General features: G+C 42.2%; 12 protein-coding genes. 8 read left to right on the forward strand and 4 right to left on the reverse strand.

Annotated features, from left to right (window positions below):
• Positions 1-18: 18 nt before the first annotated feature.
• From PHAL_RS0110130 to PHAL_RS0110140, 3 genes are all read right to left on the reverse strand, one after another.
• Positions 19-2,013, reverse strand: coding sequence for an LTA synthase family protein (locus PHAL_RS0110130; RefSeq protein ID WP_016708289.1), 1,995 nt, complete (start codon positions 2,011-2,013; stop codon positions 19-21).
• A 174-nt stretch (positions 2,014-2,187) separates the two neighbouring features.
• Positions 2,188-2,853 carry an START domain-containing protein gene (locus PHAL_RS0110135; RefSeq protein ID WP_016708290.1) on the reverse strand — a complete coding sequence of 222 codons (666 nt, stop codon included), beginning with the start codon at positions 2,851-2,853 and terminating at the stop codon, positions 2,188-2,190.
• A gap of 28 nt (positions 2,854-2,881) precedes the next feature.
• Positions 2,882-4,402: a CYTH and CHAD domain-containing protein gene (locus PHAL_RS0110140; RefSeq protein WP_016708291.1), complete on the reverse strand. Its 1,521-nt coding sequence runs from the start codon at positions 4,400-4,402 to the stop codon at positions 2,882-2,884.
• 214 nt (positions 4,403-4,616) lie between these two features.
• Between PHAL_RS0110140 and PHAL_RS0110145 the strand changes: the two genes are divergently transcribed.
• Entirely contained in the window at positions 4,617-5,216 is a 600-nt protein-coding gene (locus PHAL_RS0110145) for a TIGR04211 family SH3 domain-containing protein (protein ID WP_016708292.1), read from the forward strand.
• Positions 5,217-5,462: 246 nt separating this feature from the next.
• On the opposite strand, the gene PHAL_RS0110150 is transcribed toward PHAL_RS0110145, so the two are convergent.
• Positions 5,463-5,945: a winged helix-turn-helix transcriptional regulator gene (locus PHAL_RS0110150; RefSeq protein WP_016708293.1), complete on the reverse strand. Its 483-nt coding sequence runs from the start codon at positions 5,943-5,945 to the stop codon at positions 5,463-5,465.
• A gap of 170 nt (positions 5,946-6,115) precedes the next feature.
• Here PHAL_RS0110150 and putA point away from each other — a divergent pair, with 170 nt between their 5' ends.
• The 7 genes from putA (at position 6,116) to PHAL_RS0110185 (ending at position 21,090) form a co-directional block, all read left to right on the forward strand.
• A complete protein-coding gene (gene putA / locus PHAL_RS0110155) occupies positions 6,116-9,919 on the forward strand; it encodes a bifunctional proline dehydrogenase/L-glutamate gamma-semialdehyde dehydrogenase PutA (protein WP_016708294.1) in 3,804 nt (1,267 codons plus the stop codon).
• 107 nt (positions 9,920-10,026) lie between these two features.
• Entirely contained in the window at positions 10,027-11,223 is a 1,197-nt protein-coding gene (locus PHAL_RS0110160; protein WP_016708295.1) for an HD-GYP domain-containing protein, read from the forward strand.
• 94 nt (positions 11,224-11,317) lie between these two features.
• On the forward strand, positions 11,318-13,858 hold the full coding sequence (locus tag PHAL_RS0110165; RefSeq protein WP_016708296.1) for a TonB-dependent receptor: 2,541 nt from the start codon (positions 11,318-11,320) through the stop codon (positions 13,856-13,858).
• An 83-nt stretch (positions 13,859-13,941) separates the two neighbouring features.
• Positions 13,942-16,227 (forward strand): beta-N-acetylhexosaminidase, encoded by a 2,286-nt coding sequence (locus PHAL_RS0110170; protein ID WP_016708297.1) that lies wholly within the window; start codon positions 13,942-13,944, stop codon positions 16,225-16,227.
• A 410-nt stretch (positions 16,228-16,637) separates the two neighbouring features.
• The gene (locus tag PHAL_RS0110175) at positions 16,638-19,382 is read left to right on the forward strand and encodes a family 20 glycosylhydrolase (protein WP_016708298.1); all 2,745 of its coding nucleotides are present in this window, start codon (positions 16,638-16,640) and stop codon (positions 19,380-19,382) included.
• Positions 19,383-19,459: 77 nt separating this feature from the next.
• Positions 19,460-20,038, forward strand: a complete 579-nt coding sequence (locus tag PHAL_RS0110180) for an RNA polymerase sigma factor (RefSeq protein ID WP_016708299.1) — start codon at positions 19,460-19,462, stop codon at positions 20,036-20,038.
• Positions 20,039-20,061: 23 nt separating this feature from the next.
• A complete protein-coding gene (locus PHAL_RS0110185) occupies positions 20,062-21,090 on the forward strand; it encodes a FecR family protein (RefSeq protein WP_016708300.1) in 1,029 nt (342 codons plus the stop codon).
• Positions 21,091-21,142: the final 52 nt, after the last annotated feature.

A 21,142-nucleotide genomic window follows, 5' to 3' on the forward strand; every position in this document is an offset into this window, starting at 1 on the left:
TAGTATCTTAACAGCTCATCAGAAATTATTTGTGCCTTGAGTTAGCAAATGCCACGCTTGCGCCATGTATTGATTATACGCATGCTCTGTTGCAGCATCGATCACTTTAAACGATTGTGTTTGCGTTGGCATTAGCTGTATTTTATCGAGCGAGTTTACAGCATAGTACTCATATAATGCATTTAAATCACCACGCCATAATTGCTTATTATTACGTACAGTTTGAAAACCAAAAACAGTCCGTTCAGCGGGCGCTGTTAATAGTGACTGTCCGACACTATAAAATTCCGTACTAGCTGGTGCTATTAAATTCAACAAGGTTGGCGCGATATCCATATGACTAGCTATTTGTTGAGAGTTCACCATATTTGAGTTCACTCCGTTGCCATAAATAATTAAAGGCACATGAGTCAATTCGTATAAATTAGGCCGAGGATGTAAATAGCGCCGGCTGTAATGGTCACCCGTAATAATAAATAACGCATCGGGGTAGCGTTGTTGCATATTACGTACAAATGCGCCTAACATTTTATCGCTATACCATAAGTGCCCAAGCACATAAGGATCAAGTACTTGTGTTTCTAATTCTTGAATTTCTGCAGGGTAATCAGCGGCAGTTTTAAACGGGTAATCATACTGATTTAGATCTAAGTTAAAAGGTCCATGATAACTGCCGCTCATGATCACATTAAAGCTTTTTGGCTGTGTTTTCGCAGCAACCAAATCAAATAACTGAGCATCATCAATCCCCCAAACCCCGGCACTCCCCTTACCGCCAGCATCTGTAGCAGAGTACACCTTATCGGCACCTTGAGAGAGGACATATTGGCCAACATTCTGCCATGACAATAAACCGCCATAAAAAAATTGACTGGTATAACCTAACTGTTCCAACTGATTGAATAATGACAATTTACTAGCTGGTTGCTGTGGCCCTATAAGGCTCATATTGACCCCTGCATAAGGGATCCCAGATAAAATACTCGATAACGAGTTCATAGTGCTACTGGCTGCTGGTAACACGTTATCTAAATAAATCCCCTTGCTAGCGAGGTTTTTTAGCTCGTTGGTTAAGTTAAGTGAAGCATATTTTTGTTGTAACGGCCATGAATCGTAACTTTCCATCACAATAAAAAATATTTGTGACGGGGCTGCCAACAGCGGCTCACTGCTGTGTTGCTTTAACTCTACTAACCCGTCTGGAGCAATTGTGGTATTACTTTTTAAGTATGGATTTTCACCGTCTAAGCCATGACTTTGTAGCTCATTATAATCCTTAATAGCATACACAAAACTGCGAAATGGATTTATAACTAAACTATTTACAAACGGATCAAGGGTAACGGCAGACCACTTTCGCGAAGCTGGGCGTGACTCGAACGAACCGCGAATAGCACAGACAAATAACACTATGATCAAAACAATTAAAAATGTTCGTTTCCACTTACAATCAGTAAAAATACGCTCTAAAAAACCATAAGGTTGCCGATCAATTAACTGGCATAACTTAAATGCAACCACTAACAATACTAATAAACTCAGGACACTGCCCCATGGCTGATATTGCTTTATTGCAGTTAAAGCAATTGCTTGCTGATCGTCATGTAGCCCTTCAAACATAAAGTAATTGAATTGACTGCCGTATTCAGCAATATATGTGATGCTGGTTATACAAAGTAAAATAGCAACCACAAAGAAAAGCTTGGCGGTCAATACACGCACCGCTCTGACCCAATGCCACAGTCGCAGTGGTTGTAAAATACAATTGAGTAGAAAAGGAATACTAAAGCAGACGCCACTGGCGGCGGAGTCAAATGCAAACCCCGTTTTTAAGGTATTTAAAATTGTATCAACATCTAATGGGGCAGTGATCCGGTTATGAAAATAAACCAAAAAGAACACCCGAAAGCTCATAAATAGCAAAACACCCATAAACCAAAGTGTCGCTATGCGCCAGCTTTCGTTAACAAATGCAAACCATCTGCTTGATTTAAATACCGATGATACCAACACCTTTGCTGTCCTTAAAATAGAATATTCCCAAAAAGGGAACGTTACCTATTTTAGTTACGCAAACAATGCTGACTTTGTAATATTTTGTAAAAAAGTTCAAACAAAACACTTAAATTACATAACGTTAACAAATCAACCCGATTCCTATTTTTACGTGTTGTTGGGTTATTTCTATTACTGCTGATGAGTACAGTCGCCAAGCTGTGTTATTTGCTCATTTGGTTGGAAAGTTTTATCAAGTAAACGTTGCTTTAACGCAAGTAAAGTGTGTAATGCACTTTTGAGCCCAATTTTATTACTGAGCCAATGAGGAAGCGCCCCGCCTGGGTCCGCGTATACAACATGACGAATAGTCAATTGCGTCAGCCCTTGATTACGAACTTCAGTTAATAACCAACTTGCCTTAAGGTCAGTGATGCGGATCACTTCCTCGCGCTTATCAAGGAAATCTGGAAAAGCAGCAATCGTTAACTCAGTTTGTGTGTCACTAACACGTCGGTAGCATGAGTAGCTCACCATATCGCGATCTGTAACCGGCCATGGTGAATCAAATTGGGTATAAACGATGTTTTCTGAGGGACTTAAACGCTTTAATACTTGTACATTAGCTACATTTTCAATCCATAAGGGAGCACTTTCGGTATCGCTTAGCAACGCCATAAAATCACTCGCTGTGACCCCTTCGATAGTAATCTCAGCCTGCACTTCAAAAATACCATTTGCATGTTTTTTATAGTGCACGCTCGCCCCATCATACTGCTTCCAAAGCTGCCACTGGGCAGGCTGTGCCCCAAGCTGGACGCTAAAAAGCAGCACTAATAATAGCATTTGCTGTCGCATACATACTCCCTTATGCGCTGAACAATCCTTATTGCCAATAAGGCGGTATTTTATATGACGCTAAACGACTTTGCTCCATTGCATTAACCAAGAACTCTGATTTTTTTTCTAGCCAGCTTTGGATTTTTGCAAGCTCTTCATCATCCTGCCCAGCGCATAGCTGTTTTAGGTACTCTAGTGTACTCAGCTCATACATACCGTGTGAAATATCTAACCACGGGATGCGAAACTCACTACGTTCATCTTTTTCAAATAACGCCCCTAAACAGTTACCACTGAGTAAGCTATTTTCAAGACGGGTACGTAAATCCAAATAATCTTTTGATGTTAATGTTTTTTGCTCTGGCAGCAATTGGTGAAGGTCTTGCCAGTCTTTTTCAAAGAGACGATTGGCGATCTCTGCAACCGGTTGCTCGGCAGCTTGAAATTGCACTTGCCCCCAACTTTTACGCCATTGCTTGTCCACCAGCCAAGTAGTTAAAGACAGTAGTAAACGGTTATAACGAGCACTATGGAACAAACTATTAATATCATCAATGCTCGGTTGTAGTTCTTTTAAGTCATTGATAACTTGAGTTAACTCTGGCGCACTATTTATTTTCTTATAGTAAGCATGGCGCTTAGAAGTGTAAGTTTTAAGTTGAATCGCATTTTCAACCCAGGCTAACTCACTGAGTAACCACTTAAGCTCTGTACGTAATGCCTCCGTGGTGCTTTTATCAACAATGTCATCAAACAACCAAAATGTATGGCGAATCAAACTAATGCCATCAGTTACACGTTTGAGGGTTTTTAAACTAGGTTTGTCAAAGTAGCATTGCTCGTGCTTTTGTACAAAACGAATACCAAAGTCAATGGCAGCTATGAGCGCTTGCTCCTGCGTCGCATTTTTAGGCAATGAAACAAAGCCTATTGATTTACTTGGCTTGAGCGGTTTATTGTCTGCTAAGCGATAGCCACGAGCCGCCTTAGAGTATAGACCTAATCGAATATTACTTTGGCTAACCAGTTTATCCGCTAAAGAAAACAATTCATCGCGGCTGCCTTCTATAAGTTCTATTTCTAGTTCACAGATAGGTTCCATCAAACCTGATGCTGAGACTTCACCTTTATCTTGTACAACTTCAATTTTGGCACCATTTTCTGTTTCAATCAGCCAAGTACGACGGATAAAGTTTGTACTAAAAATAGGATAAAGATTCGCAGCAATCGCGCTCACTTGCATACCATGAGGCCAGATACTAGCATCAAAGGCTGCAATATTTGGACGGTTACTCTCAAGTGGTAAGTTATATTCAGGTCGTTGATGTAACCCCCCTACAACGTCTCCTGCAAGCTTAATTGTCTGCTCGCATTGGTTATCCGCACAACGGGTTCGAAAACCAATATCAAGCGCTCTTAATTCACGACTTGGCGTGTCAAAGTACGCATTTTGCAAACTACGAGAAGGCTTGTTGGTAACGGTTTTTGCAAATTGAGTTATTAATGCGGGGATCAGTGGAATTACGGCGTCTGACACCAAAAACTTCAGTTCTATCTCAGTATCCATTAGGCTTGAGGATTACCTTTAAAATAAATGAGAGCTCAAAATAAACAAAGCTGCCCGACATTGCAAATTTTTTAGCTGATTTGAATCTATAAACAGTAGCAGTGATTACAATATCAACCTTGCTATTGGCGCGTTAAATCCATACTATCTCAAGACTTAACTATGAATAATACGATTGCTGTCCCACAGACGGTTACATTAACAGGGTAGATTGATGTTAAAACATTCTTTATTAACTTTGCTATTTGCAGCGGCCACATTTTTAAGCCACGCTGAAGAAACTAATTCAGCTAGCGATGCAAACACCGCATATATAGTCGATAACCTATATACATTTATGCATTCAGGTGCGAGTAAAAATTACCGTATTATTGGCTCTGTTGATGCTGGCACTAAGTTGACGCAATTATCAGCTGAAGAAAATGGCTTTATCAAAGTGCTTGATGACAAAGAACGTGAAGGTTGGGTTGAGGCTAAATTTGTAACTAAATCTGCAGGTATTCATCAACAGTATCGTACTCTAAGTGCTGAGATGACATCTATGCAAGAGCAACTGCGCCAAGCACAAATTGAATTACCGCAACTACAAGAGCAAAACCAGACATTAACTGATCAAAATACCGCGTTGTCGGAACAAATTACTAAATTAAAAAATACCTTAGACGCAGAGCGTACACAAAAACAACAAGCAGGCGCTAAAGAAAAACGTCAACTATTAACTTATGGTGGCGCGATTGCATTTATTGGTTTGTTCTTAGGTATTATTTTGACCATCGTATTATCACGTCGTAAACGCTACGACGGCTGGGCGTAATAAATAATCACGATATGTGATACACAAAAAGCACCTTTTGGTGCTTTTTTTGTGCGCGGGGTAAATCACGCCCCTGTAGGTCGTCATTTATGGCGACAATAGCTATTTTACCACTGAAGGCGCGCTGCACAGAGGAACTCAACTAAAAGCATCACTATCTCTTATTTCTTCTCGGTCTTCTCGGTGGTGAATTAATCATGCGCGGGGTAAACCCGCGCCTACGCATTGGTAGCTGTGAGTTTAAATTTAAGTATCCAGCCTCAAGCCTGTATCTTGTTTTATCTTTTCTATCACCATATAAGTATGGTGTGTACCAACTCCTGGTATATCAACTAAGTCCCCTAACACTTGGCGATATTCGTCCATGTCGCAAACACGAATTTTTAATAAATAATCATAACCACCTGCGACCATGTCACATTCAACCACTTGTTTAATTCTTAAAATATGTTCACGGAATACTTTAAACACAGCAGTATTTGAAGTCACTAGTGACACTTGTACGTGCGCGACTAAGCTCTGATTAAGCTTGGCTTCGCTAAGCTTAGCAAAGTAGCCTTCAATATAGCCTTCTTGCTCAAGTCGTTTTACTCGGTCAAGACAAGGGCTGGGGCTTAAATTAACCTGCTTTGCGAGGTTAACATTAGAAATTCTGCCGTTTTTTTGCAGAACGTCTAAAATTGCTAAATCAATGCGATCTAGCAGGCGTAATCTATTGGAACTTGTCATAACAGAATTTTATGCGGATAAGTTTAAGGTATGCCCTGTAAATTATCGTAAAACGCCAAATTTAACCAGCATATTCTGCTGGATTTTAATTAGAATGCACGCATTACAGACATGATAATCGAGTAGCTACTTTAGTTTAGCTACAAGACTCCACACATCAGAGGTTACTTATGTTATTCAACGGCGATTTGACAACAACGTGTCCAATTCGACAAAAAATCCGTGACTTTTACCGCATTGATGAGAATGCCGTAATTGATCATATTTTACCACTGGCCGAAGTAGGCGTTAAAGCCCGTAGCCGTGCATGGGAACGTGCGCGTCAAATAGTTCATAACATTCGTCGTGATCAAGATGGTCAAAGCGGTGTTGATGCACTACTCAATGAGTTTTCACTCTCTAGTGAAGAAGGTGTGGTACTAATGTGTTTGGCTGAAGCCCTGCTACGTGTGCCAGATAAAGCCACTCAAGATACCCTCATTCGCGATAAGCTTGCTAAAGGCGATTGGAGCTCTCACTTAGGTAGCAGTGACTCTTTATTTGTAAACGCTTCTTCTTGGGGCTTATTAGTAACCGGTAAAATGGTTAGCTACACAGACAAAACCAAAGAGCAGCAATTTGGTGTCTTGAAAAAGACCATTGGTCGTTTAGGTGAGCCGGTAATTCGTAAGTCAGTAAACTTTGCTATGAAGATCATGGGTAAACAGTTTGTAATGGGTCGCACCATTGACGAAGCGATTGAACGCGCTGCTGAAAAAGAGCAAAAAGGTTATGTATATTCATACGATATGCTAGGCGAAGGCGCTCGCACCATGAAAGATGCCGAGCGTTACTTCAATAGCTATATGAATGCGATTCATGCAATTGGCAAAGCAGCTAATGGCCGTGGTCCAATTAAAAGCCCTGGTATTTCAGTTAAACTCTCTGCTATTCACCCGCGTTACGAATTCACTCATCGTGAACGCGTCATGGCTGAAATTGTGCCTAAGCTAAAAGAGCTGGCATTAGTTGCAAAAAGCTATGACATCGGCTTTACCGTTGATGCCGAAGAAGCTGACCGTTTAGATATCTCACTTGATGTAATTGAAGCGGTATTTAGCGATGATGACCTAGCAGGTTGGAATGGCTTTGGTTTAGCCGTTCAAGCCTATCAAAAACGTGCTATTTTCGTTATTGAGTGGTTAACTAACCTTGCTAGCCGTGTTGATCGCAAACTCATGGTGCGCCTAGTAAAAGGTGCGTACTGGGATACAGAAATCAAAACCACACAACAAGATGGCTTAGATCACTACCCAGTATTTACCCGTAAAGCCACAACGGATGTATCTTACAAAGCGTGTGCAATCAAATTACTTGAAGCGCGCGATGTACTATACCCACAATTTGCCACGCACAATGCTTACACTGCGGCCACTATTTTAGAAGTCGCAAAAGGTGACAATCAAGGGTTTGAATTCCAACGTCTACACGGTATGGGTGAATCATTATTCGACCAAATCGTCACTGAAGAAAAAATTCAGTGTCGTGTATATGCCCCAGTGGGTCAACACGAAGACTTATTGGCATACTTAGTGCGTCGTTTACTTGAGAACGGTGCAAACTCATCGTTTGTAAATGCGATTGTTGATACCACTAAGCCGGTAGAATCATTATTACCTGATCCGGTAGAAACACTGCAAGGCTTACGTAATAAGTACAATACCCAAATCAAGATGCCTATTGATCTATACGGCGCAGAACGTGCTAATTCAAAAGGTATGGACTTAACTGATATCAATGCTATTACGCCGTTTAAGGAAAACCTTGATAACTGGTTTGCTGAGCATCGCATTAGCGAAAACGATGTTCCTGAAGGTTCAATTGCAGTAAAAAACCCTGCAAACCATAAAGAAATCATCGGCCATGTTAAATTACAAAACAGTGACGACATGCTAGCGCTATTAGCAAATGCTGAAGCAGCTTTTGAGTCTTGGTCACAAACGCCAGTGAAAGAACGTGCTAACTTACTTCGCCGCATCGCTGACATTTTAGAGCGTCATCACGATGAGCTTGTCGCAATCTGTATCAAAGAAGCTGGTAAAGTAGCCCAAGACGGTATTGACGAAGTACGTGAAGCCGTTGATTTTTGTCGTTACTACGCAGCTCGTGCCGAAGAACTAAGTGAAGATGAGCGCTTTGAAGCCCGTGGTGTGATCTTATGTATCAGCCCGTGGAACTTCCCACTAGCTATCTTCTTAGGTCAAGTGGCTGCTGCAATCGTCACCGGTAATACGGTTATCGCTAAACCTGCCGAGCAAACCAGCTATATTGCACTTCGCACTATTGAGCTAATGTTATCAGTAGGTTTGCCTGAACATGTGGTACAGCCTGTTATCGCTCGTGGTAGTGAAGTGGGTAAAACCATCGTTCCTGATGAGCGTATTCAAGCTGTGATGTTCACCGGTTCAACAGAAACGGGCACATTAATTTCACAAACTTTAGCTGCTCGTAACGATATCCAAGTACCATTGATCGCCGAAACCGGTGGTCAAAACTGTATGATCGTCGATTCAACTGCGCTCCCTGAGCAAGTTGTTGACGACGTAATTAGTTCCGGTTTCCAAAGTGCCGGTCAACGTTGTTCTGCGCTTCGCGTATTATTTTTACAAGAAGACATTGCTGATGGCGTAATTGATATGATCAAAGGCGCGCTAAAAGAGTTACACGTTGGCGATCCATCATTACTATCTACTGATATTGGTCCGGTGATCGATGAAAAAGCCCAGAAGAACTTAAACGAACACGTTGAGTACTTAAAAGGCAACGCAACGCTGCATTATGAGTGTAAAATTCCTGATAACAGTGAAAATGGTGCGTACTTCTTTGCGCCACGCTTATATGAAATCAAAGACTTGTCAGTGCTTAAGCGCGAAGTATTTGGCCCATGCGTACACATTATTCGTTTTAAAGGCTCAGAACTTGATAGCGTAATTGACCAAGTTAACAATACTGGCTTTGGTTTAACTATGGGTATCCACTCTCGCATCGAAGAGCGTTGTGAATACCTAGCGAAAATGTCTCGTGCTGGTAACGTCTACGTTAACCGCAATATGATTGGTGCAATCGTTGGTGTGCAACCATTTGGTGGCCGTGGCCTATCAGGCACAGGTCCTAAAGCCGGTGGCCCTAACTATTTAACTCGTTTAGTTAAAGAAAAAGCATCGCCAGAAAACGTGCAAATGACTAACTTAACCCCAGACGAACTCGACACTCACCACTATTCAGGTGCTGCCGAGCAAGTTGAAAAGTTAATGACTAACTCAATGCGCGACGAAAAGATCTGGCGTGCAACACCACTGAATGACCGTGTGTCTGCAGTACGTCAGTTGCTTGCTAAAGTAGCAACGGTAGATATCATTGATGAGCTAGCTGACGATTTAGCGTTAACGCTTGCTGATGCACGCGCACAGCTTAACCGTCTTGAAAAACACATGCGTAAATTTACTACGCTGCCGGGGCCTACGGGTGAATCAAACACTCTACACCTTGAAGCGCGTGGTTGTGTGGTATGTTACGCCGATAAGAGCACCTCGTTTAACTTCTGGGCTATTTCGATCATCACCGCACTTGCTGCGGGTAATACCGTGATCACTGTAGCATCAGAGTTGTTCTATGACGAAGCTGTCGCGTTTAAAGATAAATTTATCTCAACGGGTATTGCTGAAGGTGTATTCCAAGTAGCTAAACCAAATCAGTTACAAGCTATTTTGGCGCACCCTCATTTAGCAGGAGCCGTGGTTGCCGCTCGTTCTTCTCGCTTAGGCTACTTCAGCCAACAGCTAGCACAACGTAAAGGCGCTATCTTGCCAGTGATCAGTTCTGAGTACTACGACACCTTAATTAAGCGTCTAGTAACAGAAAAGACCATTAGTATCGATACCACCGCATCTGGTGGTAACACATCACTAATGACACTCGTTGAAGACGACGAATAAAGAGTCTTAAACAACAAAAGGGCGCTATTTAGCGCCCTTTTTGCTACTTATCTATCAAAAAATTTGCTAGTTTTATAACTCTGTAATTTTTTATTGAAGTAGATACATTGAAAATAATCCCAATCAATCAACTTGTGCCTGGTATGTTTGTACACAGCGTAACGAAACAAACGGGTAAAATAAAAATTAAAAAGCAAGGTTGGGTCAAAACACCAATTGGCGTGCAGCAACTAATCAAAGCCGGTATTCTAGAAATAGAAATTGATCCTGATAAAACCATCATTTCGCAAAGTGCACCGGTTACCACTGATGATGTAAAAGTTGAACCAATAAAACCACGTGATCCATGGCAAACAACACACAGTGTTGAGCAAGAAATGGATAAAGCTTTAAAACTCTACACCGAAGCTAAGCAATTACAGAGTAAGGCATTTACCGAGATAAAATCAGGTAACAGTATAGATATTGCACCATTTAAAGAGCTTGCCAGTGGCTTTATTGATTCTGTATTTCGCAATCAAGACGCCCTAGCCTGCATAACCCGAATGCGCGAAAAAGACACCTATTTGCTTGAGCACTCAATTAATGTATCTATTCTGATCAGTATTTTTGCCAAACACTTAGGCTTTGACAAAGCGTTGATCGAAGAACTTGCCACCGGCGCGCTATTACATGATATTGGTAAAATTCAAATCCCTGACAACATTCTTAATAAGCCAGGCAAGCTCACCGAAGATGAATATAAAATCATTCAAGATCATGCACTGTTTAGTAAACAAATTTTAGAACAATCAGGTCTCAAAGGTATTGCCGTCGATATCGCAGGCTATCATCATGAGCGATTAGACGGCACAGGTTATCCATTTGGCAAACAAGCAAGTGAGATTAGCCAATATGTTCGTATGGCTTCCATTGTTGATGTGTATGACGCACTTACTGCAGAACGTGTTTATAAAGCAGGTATGGAACCAATAAAAGCCTTTAAAATACTCAAAGACGGATGTCCCGATAGTTTTGATGGCGAGTTATTAACTAAGTTTATTCAATGCATTGGTATCCATCCGGTAGGAACGTTAGTTAAGCTCTCCAGTCAAAAGGTCGGCTTAGTGAGTAAAAGTAACCCTAGCAGCCCACTCAAACCCGTTGTAAAAACCTTTTATAACGCAAAACACGCCCGTTACACTGAGGTAGCTGATATTGATTTAGCGCATAATCGCACGCAAGATAGTTTAGAAGCGGCGGTAAAACCTGCAGATTTTAATATTGATTTAATTAAATTTTTTAAACATTCAATCTTACCGTAAAGAGTTTTTATAAAAAACTATTCCCAAATATCACCCTTCGTTCGTTTATAGATTTACAAAGCCAATAATCCATAACAACAACGAAGGGAATACGATGAACAACAACAGAACTTATAATAAACACCTCATTGCGTTGGCAGTAAGCAGTGCATTATTCAGTATTAATACCGTTGCAGTAGAACAAAGTGCTGAGCAAAACTCTCAACAGAGAGCTGAACAAAATGCTAAACAGAAAAAACTACTCGATCTTGAGCGCATAGTCGTTACAGGCAGTGGTGGCCGCGGACAAACAAAATTAGAATCATCAGTCTCAATCACCACCTTAGATGCAGAGCAACTAGCTCGAGAAGCCCCGCTTGGTACTGCTGATTTACTTGAAGCCGTGCCGGGTTTTTGGGTTGAAGACTCAGGTGGTGAAACCAATAACAATGTAGCGCCGCGCGGCCTTAGAGGCGGCGAAGGGTTTCGTTATATTGGCGTTGAAGAAGACGGCTTACCTGTGGTGTACGATGGCGTGTGGGTAGATTTTTATCAACGCCAAGATATTACTATCGAACATATGGAAGCCGTACGCGGTGGCACATCAGGTTTACTGACCACTAACGGCCCTGCGGCACTGGTTAACTTTATTACCCGCAAACCTGATGACGTTGAAGAAGCCACTATAAAGCTCACAACTGCCGATTATGGTATGTACCGCAGCGAATTTTTTTACGGCACACCAATTAGTGATAATTGGAAAATGTCGGTAGGTGGTTTTTACCGCCGTTCAGACGGAGTAAGAGACACCGAATTTACTGCCGATCACGGTGGTCAGCTTAGGCTCAATTTAGTACGCGAGTTTGATAAAGGGCAACTCACTTTATCTGCTAAGCACTTAAACGATCACACCACCTTCTTTGTGCCAATTCCATTGCAAGATCAAAACAATCCAAAAGGCATTCCGGGGGTTGATCCGCAACATGGTACGTTAATTGGTAATGGTCAGCGCTTACTTAACTATTTACAAGAAGATGGCAGTTACCAAACGCGCGACCTTAAAGACGGCCAACACACTAAATTTAGTACCTTAGGCTACAACCTTGATTGGGAACTAAATGATCGCTGGTTACTTAATACCGCGGGGCGTTACTCAAAGTTTGAAAACGACATGTATATTTTGCTTAACTTTGACAACTCAACTTTAGTTAATGCCAATGACCGGCTTGGCCAACAAGATGTACTGGCAATGCTTGACCAGTTTGCTGATGATGGCGCTGTAGCGGCGCAGTATCGTTATGTAGATAGCGGCGAAATGCTCAATGATGTAAGTAATTTAAATGGTAATGGCTTAGTCACTACCAGCTATCCGCTGTATTCTCGCTACGATGCCGAGCAATTCGTTAATAAGCTTAATTTTACCTACGAAGGCGATAAACATACTTTCACTATGGGTTGGTTATTTGCTTATGTCGATGCTGATTCATTACCTGTTGATAAATGGGAATCGCAATTTTTAACCGAAGTTAAAGATAACGCGCGCTTACTCGATATTGTTGCCGTAGATGATAACCAACAAGTGGTTGGTCAGCTCACCGACAACGGTTCAACCGGCTATGCACCGGGCTGGGGGCAAGCGACAGCATTTGGTACTAGCACCTCAAATTCACTATTTATTAATGAGCAATATCAAGCAACTGACAACTTACGACTGGATGGCGGTATTCGCGTTGAATGGCTAGAGCTTGATAGCACAGCATCTGGCACTGAGTTTGCAAAACCTGTTGATGGCGCGTTTGATGCCAATGGCAATGATGTAGATAACAACCTAGCGAATAACTACGTTGATACCACCTCAACAAAATACTTATCAAAAAAACGTGATGAAACAGAAACCGCCTGGACAGTGGGCTTTAATTACACCTTTGGGGACGATGTTTCCATGTTTGGCCGCTACGCAGACGCATTCGAAATGCCGCGTTTAATGAGTTACGGACAAAACATTCATGCCGGAATTGATGCCGATTTTAATGACAGTGTAAACCTAACTTTTAGCGAACTCGGCGCCCGTTATTCTGGCGATACCTTAGGCGCGTCGGTCACCTTGTTTCGAACTAAATTTAACGACTTAGTAGAGCGTAATTTTACTGGCAGTAATGGTGAAGTCGCCAACCAAACCATTGACACTATCACCGACGGGGTCGAATTTGAGACCGTTTGGCAAGCACTTGATTCATTACAACTTGAATTAACCGGTGTGGTACAAGACCCGAAAATGGAAGGTTTTACCGGTGTGTTCTCACACTGGAACGGCAAGCAAGTTAAACGCACGCCAAAAGTGCAATTACGCCTTACTCCCACTTACTATTTTGACGATGGTGATGTGTATTTAACTGTGCATCATTTAGGTGAGCGCTACTCTGATGGCGAAAACAAATTTGAACTACCCGCTTACACCACCGTTGACATGGGTATCAATTATCGCTTCAATGACAGCGTTGCCTTACATGTTAAAGCCACCAACCTCAGCGATGAACTTGGCTTAACCGAGGGGAATCCGCGAGCAATTAACGATGTTCAAGCAGGCTATGACTATTACTACGCCAGACCCATTTTAGGGCGCACTATCAGCGCATCTTTAACCCTTAATTTTTAAAGTCCCCTTGCTAATTTGCGCTATGCCCAGTGCTGATTAGTTTAACCAAGCCCGCAATTGCGGGCTTTTCTCAGGAAGTTACAATGCCTCAACGCTATTTTGGTATATACCTACAAAGCAGCCTACTCTCACTGCTATTACTTATTACTCCCTACTTTGCTATTGCAAAAATAACCCCAAAACCAACCAGCAGCCACTATAGCCAAGGCCATTTTGCTTTGTCTTACGATACTGAAATTCATTATAACCACAATGAAGCCAAAGCGGTCGCGCAGCAGTTTGCTGATTTTCTGCGCCCACCAACAGGCTACCAATTACCCGTAACGCAAGCGAATAACACCGTTAAAAATAGCGTGTTCTTTAAGCTTGTTGAGCAACCAGTTAGCGCTGAAGGCTACCAATTGATTGTCGAAAAAGAATTTATTGAAGTCAAAGCAAGTACTGCACAAGGGCTATTTTGGGCGATGCAGTCGCTACGCCAGCTATTGCCCGCAGCAATAGAATCACGAATGCCAATCAATCGCCAAAGCTGGCTTATTCCACAAGTTAAAATTGACGATGAACCACGCTTTAGTTATCGCGGCATGCATTTAGATGTGAGCCGTCACTTCTTTGATGTGGCCTTTATTAAACGTTACATTGACTGGCTAGCTATGCATAAACTTAATGTTTTTCAGTGGCATTTAACCGACGATCAAGGCTGGCGCATTGCAATAGATGCCTATCCAAAACTTACCACTATCGGCGCCACTCGCCCGCATACTGTAGTAGGCCATACTTATGATTATAAACCGCTGTTTGATAACCAAGCAGTAGCTGGTTTTTATACTAAAGCCCAAGTTAAAGAAGTGCTTGAATATGCCAAAGCACGTTATATTGAAGTCATTCCAGAGATTGATATTCCAGGCCATAGCACCGCTATTCTTGCCGCTTACCCTGAACTTTCATGTCACCAACAACCCGTTAATGTACAAGCCCAATTTGGTATTTTTGAAGATGTGCTATGCCCACGAGAGGATGTTTTTGAGTTTCTCGCGGTGGTTTATCAAGAGGTAGCTGAGCTATTCCCGAGCCAATATATTCATATCGGCGGCGATGAAGTGATTAAAAAGCAGTGGCTGGCAAGTGCTGAGGTGAAAAAGTTAATGCAGCAGCATAACCTTAAAACCCCCGAGCAAGTACAAAGCTACTTTATTAAACGGGTCGCGAAAATAGTGCAAGCGCTTGATAAAAAAGTAATCGGCTGGGATGAAATTCTTGAGGGCGGTGTTGCAGATGATGCCTTGATCATGTCATGGCGTGGCACTGAAGGGGGTATTCAAGCTGCAAAAATGGGCCATCAAGTGATCATGAGTCCGTATCAATATATTTATTTTGATGCCTATCAATCACGCAATCTCGACGAACCTAAAGCGATTCATGGCTTAACAGGGTTGCAAGATGTCTATCAGTATGACCCTCAACCGAATGATTTAAACGCTGAGCAACAAGCTTACATTATTGGCGCACAAGGCGCTTTATGGACTGAGTACATTAAAACCCCTCGTCACGCCGAGTATATGCTGTTTCCTCGTTTGAGTGCACTGGCCGAAACCCTCTGGTCTAGTAAAGACAATAAGTCCTGGTCTGACTATAGCCAAAACCGCTTGCCAAAATTATTTAAGCGTTATCAGCAAATGCATATCAACACTGCGAATAGCGCCTATAAACCGACTATAAGCAGCACCATTGATGATACTGGTTTACATGCAGCAGTCACCACAGAGATTGCCGATATACCCATTTATTACACCTTAGATGGCACAGAGCCGACTCTCGCATCAATACGCTATAACAAGCCAATATTGATAACAAAAGAGACACAACTGCGCGCTAAAAGCTATGCAGCGGCAATTGGTCAATTAGTTGGCGATGCGCGCCTCACTCTTAGCCCGCACTTAGCGCTAACTAAAAAAATCACTCTCAGTCACCCGGCGGCTGAAAGCTCTGCCGCCAAATTACAAGATGGCCAGTTTGCCTATGACCAATTTTACAGCAGTGACGATTATGCGATTTTTTACGACACTGATTTAGAGGCGATAATCGACTTGGCAGAGCCCACGTTGGTGACCCAAGTTAAACTGGGTTACAACAGTGGACGCCATCGCCAGCTTCATCCACCCGTAAAAATTCAGGTTCTGGGCTCAAATGATCAACACACTTGGCAGAGCTTAGCCGAAGACACTAACCCGCAAGGGCCTGTCTCTGCCTTGTCATTTACTAAAGTGAAAGTGCGTTACTTAAAAGTCATTGCGATAAATAGTAAGCAATCTGATGACCCACAAATCCCTAAGCTGCCGCTTTACATTGATGAAATTGCCGTAAACTAAAACCGCCCAAAGTTCTAGGGCGTGTTTATCTTTCGAGGTTGAATTTGCAGCAGTATGTTTGGTTTTTAGGCAAGGCAGAGCCTATGTAGTGTGGTTGTTCCCCATAAATAGGCGATAACGCAGCATAAATGCCAAACATGCACTGCCCGAAGGGTTCTGCCTAGGGGCGATTAACTCTTTGTTACTCGGTTTTTACTTAGCCCACTAGGTTACAAACCTCGCGCCGCGATTAAATCGCACCTAGGTTGAACAAATTTTAATCCTGAAAGGTCAACACGCCCTAATACTAAATGCGTATTTAGGGCTTTTTTTATTTTTTCGTTCCCAAACAGCTGCCTAAAAGCGTTTATAACATTAGAGTCAACTAGCAGTAAGCGCTCTACATACAATAACAATGCTCAGGAGCCATTATGTTTGTGAAAAAACAAAGATTTACCAGCACACTTTCAGTATTAGCCTTACTCACAGCGAGTCAATTTAGTAACGCCCAACCAAATCCAGATAACTTAGCATTAAATTGGCAAGTTATTGATCATGGCATTGGTGAGAATATATTTATGGGTAGCTTAACCATTACTAACAATGGCTTAGAGCCGCTTGGTGAAACTGGCTGGGCGCTATATTTTAGCTCAGTGCGGCCACCAGCCAGTGTATTACCAAGTTCAGACTCGAATGGTGAATTGGCTCGCCAACATATTGCGGCACAACATTTAAGTCTCGACAATGCAGACACAGCAAAAAGCGGGGATTATTTTGTCTTAAAACCCATAGCAGGATTTACGCCTATCCAACCAGGTGAGTCTCGTGAAATTGAAATTATCGCCCAGTATTGGCAAATGCTAAAAAATGATTCTCCTTCTGGGTTTCATATTAGCTATGATAACCAAACACCTCAGGCGGTATTAGTGGATGTTTATATGGATCCAACCGATCCAAAACAAACCACACAAACAGCTAACGATAATATGCCGGTGCAAACCAGTGCATTACGATTTAGCGAAAACAGTGCGCCGCTTGCCAGTTTATCGTTACAAAACCAACTTGTCCCTCAGCCGCATTCAGTCGTAACCACTGACAATGAATTTTTAACCTTAATGAGCCAGTTAACCACAATTACTGCGCCAGCAGCGCTTACAAAAGAAGCTGCTTACTTGCAAACGGCATTAAGCGATTTACTCAGTGGCAGCTTTGCAATTAATGCCAGCCAACAAAATGGCCCCAACCAAATCACCCTACTGATTGATAGCAACCTCGACACAAATCAAGACGGCCAAGCCGACGGCAGTGGTTATAAACTCGAGATTGATGCTTTTACTGGTATTAAAATTACTGGCAGTGATGCACAAGGGGTGTTTTATGGCATTCAAACATTACGCCAAATGATCCCAACCTCTGTGTATAAAAATGCACAAAACTCTACAACCTTGGCCGACAATGCCGTATTACCCGCAAGCGTTATTCTCGATGCACCACGCTTTGCCTATCGCGGTATGATGCTGGATGTAGCTCGCAATTTTCAATCCAAAGAAACGGTATTCAAACTACTTGATTTAATGGCTTTTTATAAATTAAACAAGTTCGAAATTAACCTTGCCAATGATGAAGGCTGGCGACTTGAGATCCCTGGTATTCCTGAACTCACCGACTTTGGCGCCAAGCGTGGTTATGATCTTAATGAAGAAAACATGTTGCATACGTTTATGGGCGCAGCCAATGAATTTGCAGCCGGAGATGGTATCGAAAATAAACCCACTAATCGCACTGAGGCTAACTTAGGCGTTGCGCCGAGTTTTCAAGGTTTTGAAGTTGCACAGCAAAACTATTTGGGTAAAGGTTGGGGATATTATACCGTTAATGACTTCAAAGAGATTTTACAATATGCCGCTGACCGACATATTGATGTGATCATCGAATATGACTTCCCTGCTCATGCTAGAGCCGCTATTAAAGCAATGGAGTATCGTTATAATAAATATAAAGACAGCAACTTAGCAGAAGCCAATAAATATCGCCTGATCGATCCTCTTGATCAATCCAAATACTATACTCCACAATTTTATACCGATAACTTTGTTAATCCAGCGCTTGAAAGCACCTTTACATTTTTGAACCATATTATCAGTGAAACCCGCGCAATTTACGACGCAGTCCCTGATGCAACACTCACTCGTTTACATGGCGGCGGTGATGAACTGCCTCATTTAGGCCCCAACGAATGGTGGGCACAATCTCCTGCGGTACAACAAAATCCAAACACAGCGGGCAAAACCGATACTGAATTGTTTGATTACTTTTTCTTACGCTGGAAACAAATCGTCAATCAACATGGTTTTGATATGGCAACTTGGGGCGATGTGCTGTCACATAATGGCACGGGTAACGTAGATTATGGTGCTATCTACCCTATTTTTTGGAACAACGTATGGGGCTGGGGCAATGAACACCAAGCCTATAAGTTTGCCAATCAGGGTTATCAAGTCGTGCTCTCTCATGCCACTAATATGTATTTAGACTTAGCCTACAATAAACACCCTGATGAGATTGGCTATCATTGGGCTGGTTATACAGACACGAAAAAAACCTTTGAGTATCGCCCGTTTAATATTTACGCCAACGCTGAAACTGACAAACTAGGCAATCCTGTTCCTTGGAACCCAGATTGGGTATTACTTAATGAAACCGGTAAACAAAATATCCAAGGGATTCAGGCGCAGCTTTTTGGTGAAAATCAAAAATCCCCAGAAATTTTAGATTATATGACTTTCCCTAAGTTACTCGGTGCAGCCGAACGAGCTTGGGTACAAAAGATGCCAGCCGAAGGGGCTGCCATGGAGCAAGCTTGGCAAACCTTCACCAACACTTTAGGACAATATGCTCTACCACTATTGGACTATTACCAAGTGGTCGACATTAATGCTCAAATGCCTGAACAAATTGGCGTTAATTACCGGATACCACTACCAGGTGGCAATATTGAAAACGGCCAGCTCATAGTGAATACACGCTTTGTTGGCATGAAAACAGAGTATTCAACAGATCAAGGTGCAACATGGCAAAGCTATCAAGCTCCCGTATCACTGACTACAACAGCAAGCGTACAGCTGAGAACGGTAAGTGATTCAGGCAAAGTAAGCCGCGTCGCAACAATTAACTAGCTAAGCAAGCTGCCCGAGAGTTGTACCAGTGGAACAACTCTCGCGGCACTATAAAAGGAAGAATAGGATGCGTAGCCATGCCACCTTTATTGTCATTTAAACGAAAAAAAGCCGCCAACGAGGCTCCCACAATGCAACAAGCCGATGCCCAGCGCCGTAAGCAGGTTGAACAGTTGTTTTTACAACAACAGCAAAAGTTGGTGCGTCATATCATGGCCAAAGGGCTTGATCAGCGCGAAGCTGAAGACATAGCGCAAGAGGCATTCGTAAAGCTATTGGGTTTAGAAGATACTCAAGTGAGTAATTATATTGCGGCTTATTTATATAAAATAGCGACCAACTTAACTATTGATAAACTACGTAGAAAAGCCCGCAGTCCATTTGCAGATCACACTCACGATAACGAACAAATGCCACAGCCTGGCGACAGTGCCAATCCTGAGAAAAATCATCATAACCAAGAATTACTTAAAGAAATGGAAAAATCACTCGCAAGTTTACCAGACAAATGCAGACTAGCTTTTTTACTGTATAAAATTCGTGGTCAAAGTTATGAAGAAATCGCTTTGACCTTACAAATATCTCCCAGTATGGTACGAAAATATGTATTACGTGCAGTTCGTCATTGCTATCAACAGTTACAACATGAGCTTTGATCATGAGTTTTAAGGATATTAGCATGAACCCATCACCTGACGATTTAGCGATTATTGAAGAGCAAGCCGCTGACTGGTTGCTGTTATTAGAAGAACAAAAGTTATCCGTAAGCAACAGTCAACACTACCCCATTGAGTTGCAAGATTGGCTAGCGCAAAGCGATTTGCATCGTGAGATTTTTCAAAAAATGCAGCAACTATGGCAAGTCTCCACACAATTAGATAGCGATTACGTAGCGCAGCAACTTGGCCAATTACCAGCAACAAACGATATCAATAAACGTGCTGAAAAACGCTCTCGACTCGGCTACTTTGCACTTGCTGCGGCGTTTTTCTTATTAAGTTTTACCGTGTTCATTAATGTTGAACAACCCAGTAATAAAGCGGTTACGGTCGCCAATAACAGCGCTGCAATGACCAACGTTCAGAATCAGTTTTTTCGCACCACAATTAACGAACATCGTACTATCACCCTAGCCGATAACAGCCGAGTAGATTTAGGGGCAAATAGTCAATTAGCGGTGCGTTATAGCAATAGTTCGCGAGAATTAACCTTGTATCAAGGAGAGGCACTATTTTCAGTCGCCAAAGACAAGCAACGGCCCTTTATTGTGCGCCACCAGCAAAGCCAAGTAGAAGCATTAGGCACGGTGTTTAATGTGCGTGCAAACCCTGATTCTATTCGCGTTGATGTACTTGAGGGCATAGTATCGCTCGCGCAGCAACAGGTTATAAAGTTAAGCCAAGGACAAGCCGCGCAAGTAACTCAATCCGGCACTATTACCCGCAGCAAAGCACAAGGAGAAAACCTTATTATGGATTGGCAGCAAGGTCGGTTAGTGTATCAAAATGCCCGCTTAGGGGATGTACTCAATGATGTTGCTCGTTATAGTGAAATAAAAATAACTCTTCGTAGTCAGCAGCTTAGTCAATATACCTACAATGGTAGTTTGTTCACTTCTGAAATAGACTCCTGGCTGCATAGCCTTGATAAAATTTACCCAATTACTGTGACTAAACAAGGTAAAGAATATACGTTAACAGTTAACTAAATAACCTGAACTCTGGTTAAGAGATGTACTAATGTATTGATATTAAATCACA

It is taken from the genome of Pseudoalteromonas haloplanktis ATCC 14393 (assembly GCF_000238355.1).
GTDB lineage: Bacteria > Pseudomonadota > Gammaproteobacteria > Enterobacterales > Alteromonadaceae > Pseudoalteromonas > Pseudoalteromonas haloplanktis.

Coding starts and splice junctions, on each gene's coding strand:
- PHAL_RS0110165 (WP_016708296.1), top strand. CDS start 11,318: ATGAACAACAACAGAACTTATAATAAACACCTCATTGCGTTGGCAGTA.
- PHAL_RS0110180 (WP_016708299.1), top strand. CDS start 19,460: ATGCCACCTTTATTGTCATTTAAACGAAAAAAAGCCGCCAACGAGGCT.
- PHAL_RS0110140 (WP_016708291.1), bottom strand. CDS start 4,402: ATGGATACTGAGATAGAACTGAAGTTTTTGGTGTCAGACGCCGTAATT.
- PHAL_RS0110135 (WP_016708290.1), bottom strand. CDS start 2,853: ATGCGACAGCAAATGCTATTATTAGTGCTGCTTTTTAGCGTCCAGCTT.
- PHAL_RS0110170 (WP_016708297.1), top strand. CDS start 13,942: ATGCCTCAACGCTATTTTGGTATATACCTACAAAGCAGCCTACTCTCA.
- PHAL_RS0110145 (WP_016708292.1), top strand. CDS start 4,617: ATGTTAAAACATTCTTTATTAACTTTGCTATTTGCAGCGGCCACATTT.
- PHAL_RS0110175 (WP_016708298.1), top strand. CDS start 16,638: ATGTTTGTGAAAAAACAAAGATTTACCAGCACACTTTCAGTATTAGCC.
- putA (WP_016708294.1), top strand. CDS start 6,116: ATGTTATTCAACGGCGATTTGACAACAACGTGTCCAATTCGACAAAAA.
- PHAL_RS0110150 (WP_016708293.1), bottom strand. CDS start 5,945: ATGACAAGTTCCAATAGATTACGCCTGCTAGATCGCATTGATTTAGCA.
- PHAL_RS0110185 (WP_016708300.1), top strand. CDS start 20,062: ATGAACCCATCACCTGACGATTTAGCGATTATTGAAGAGCAAGCCGCT.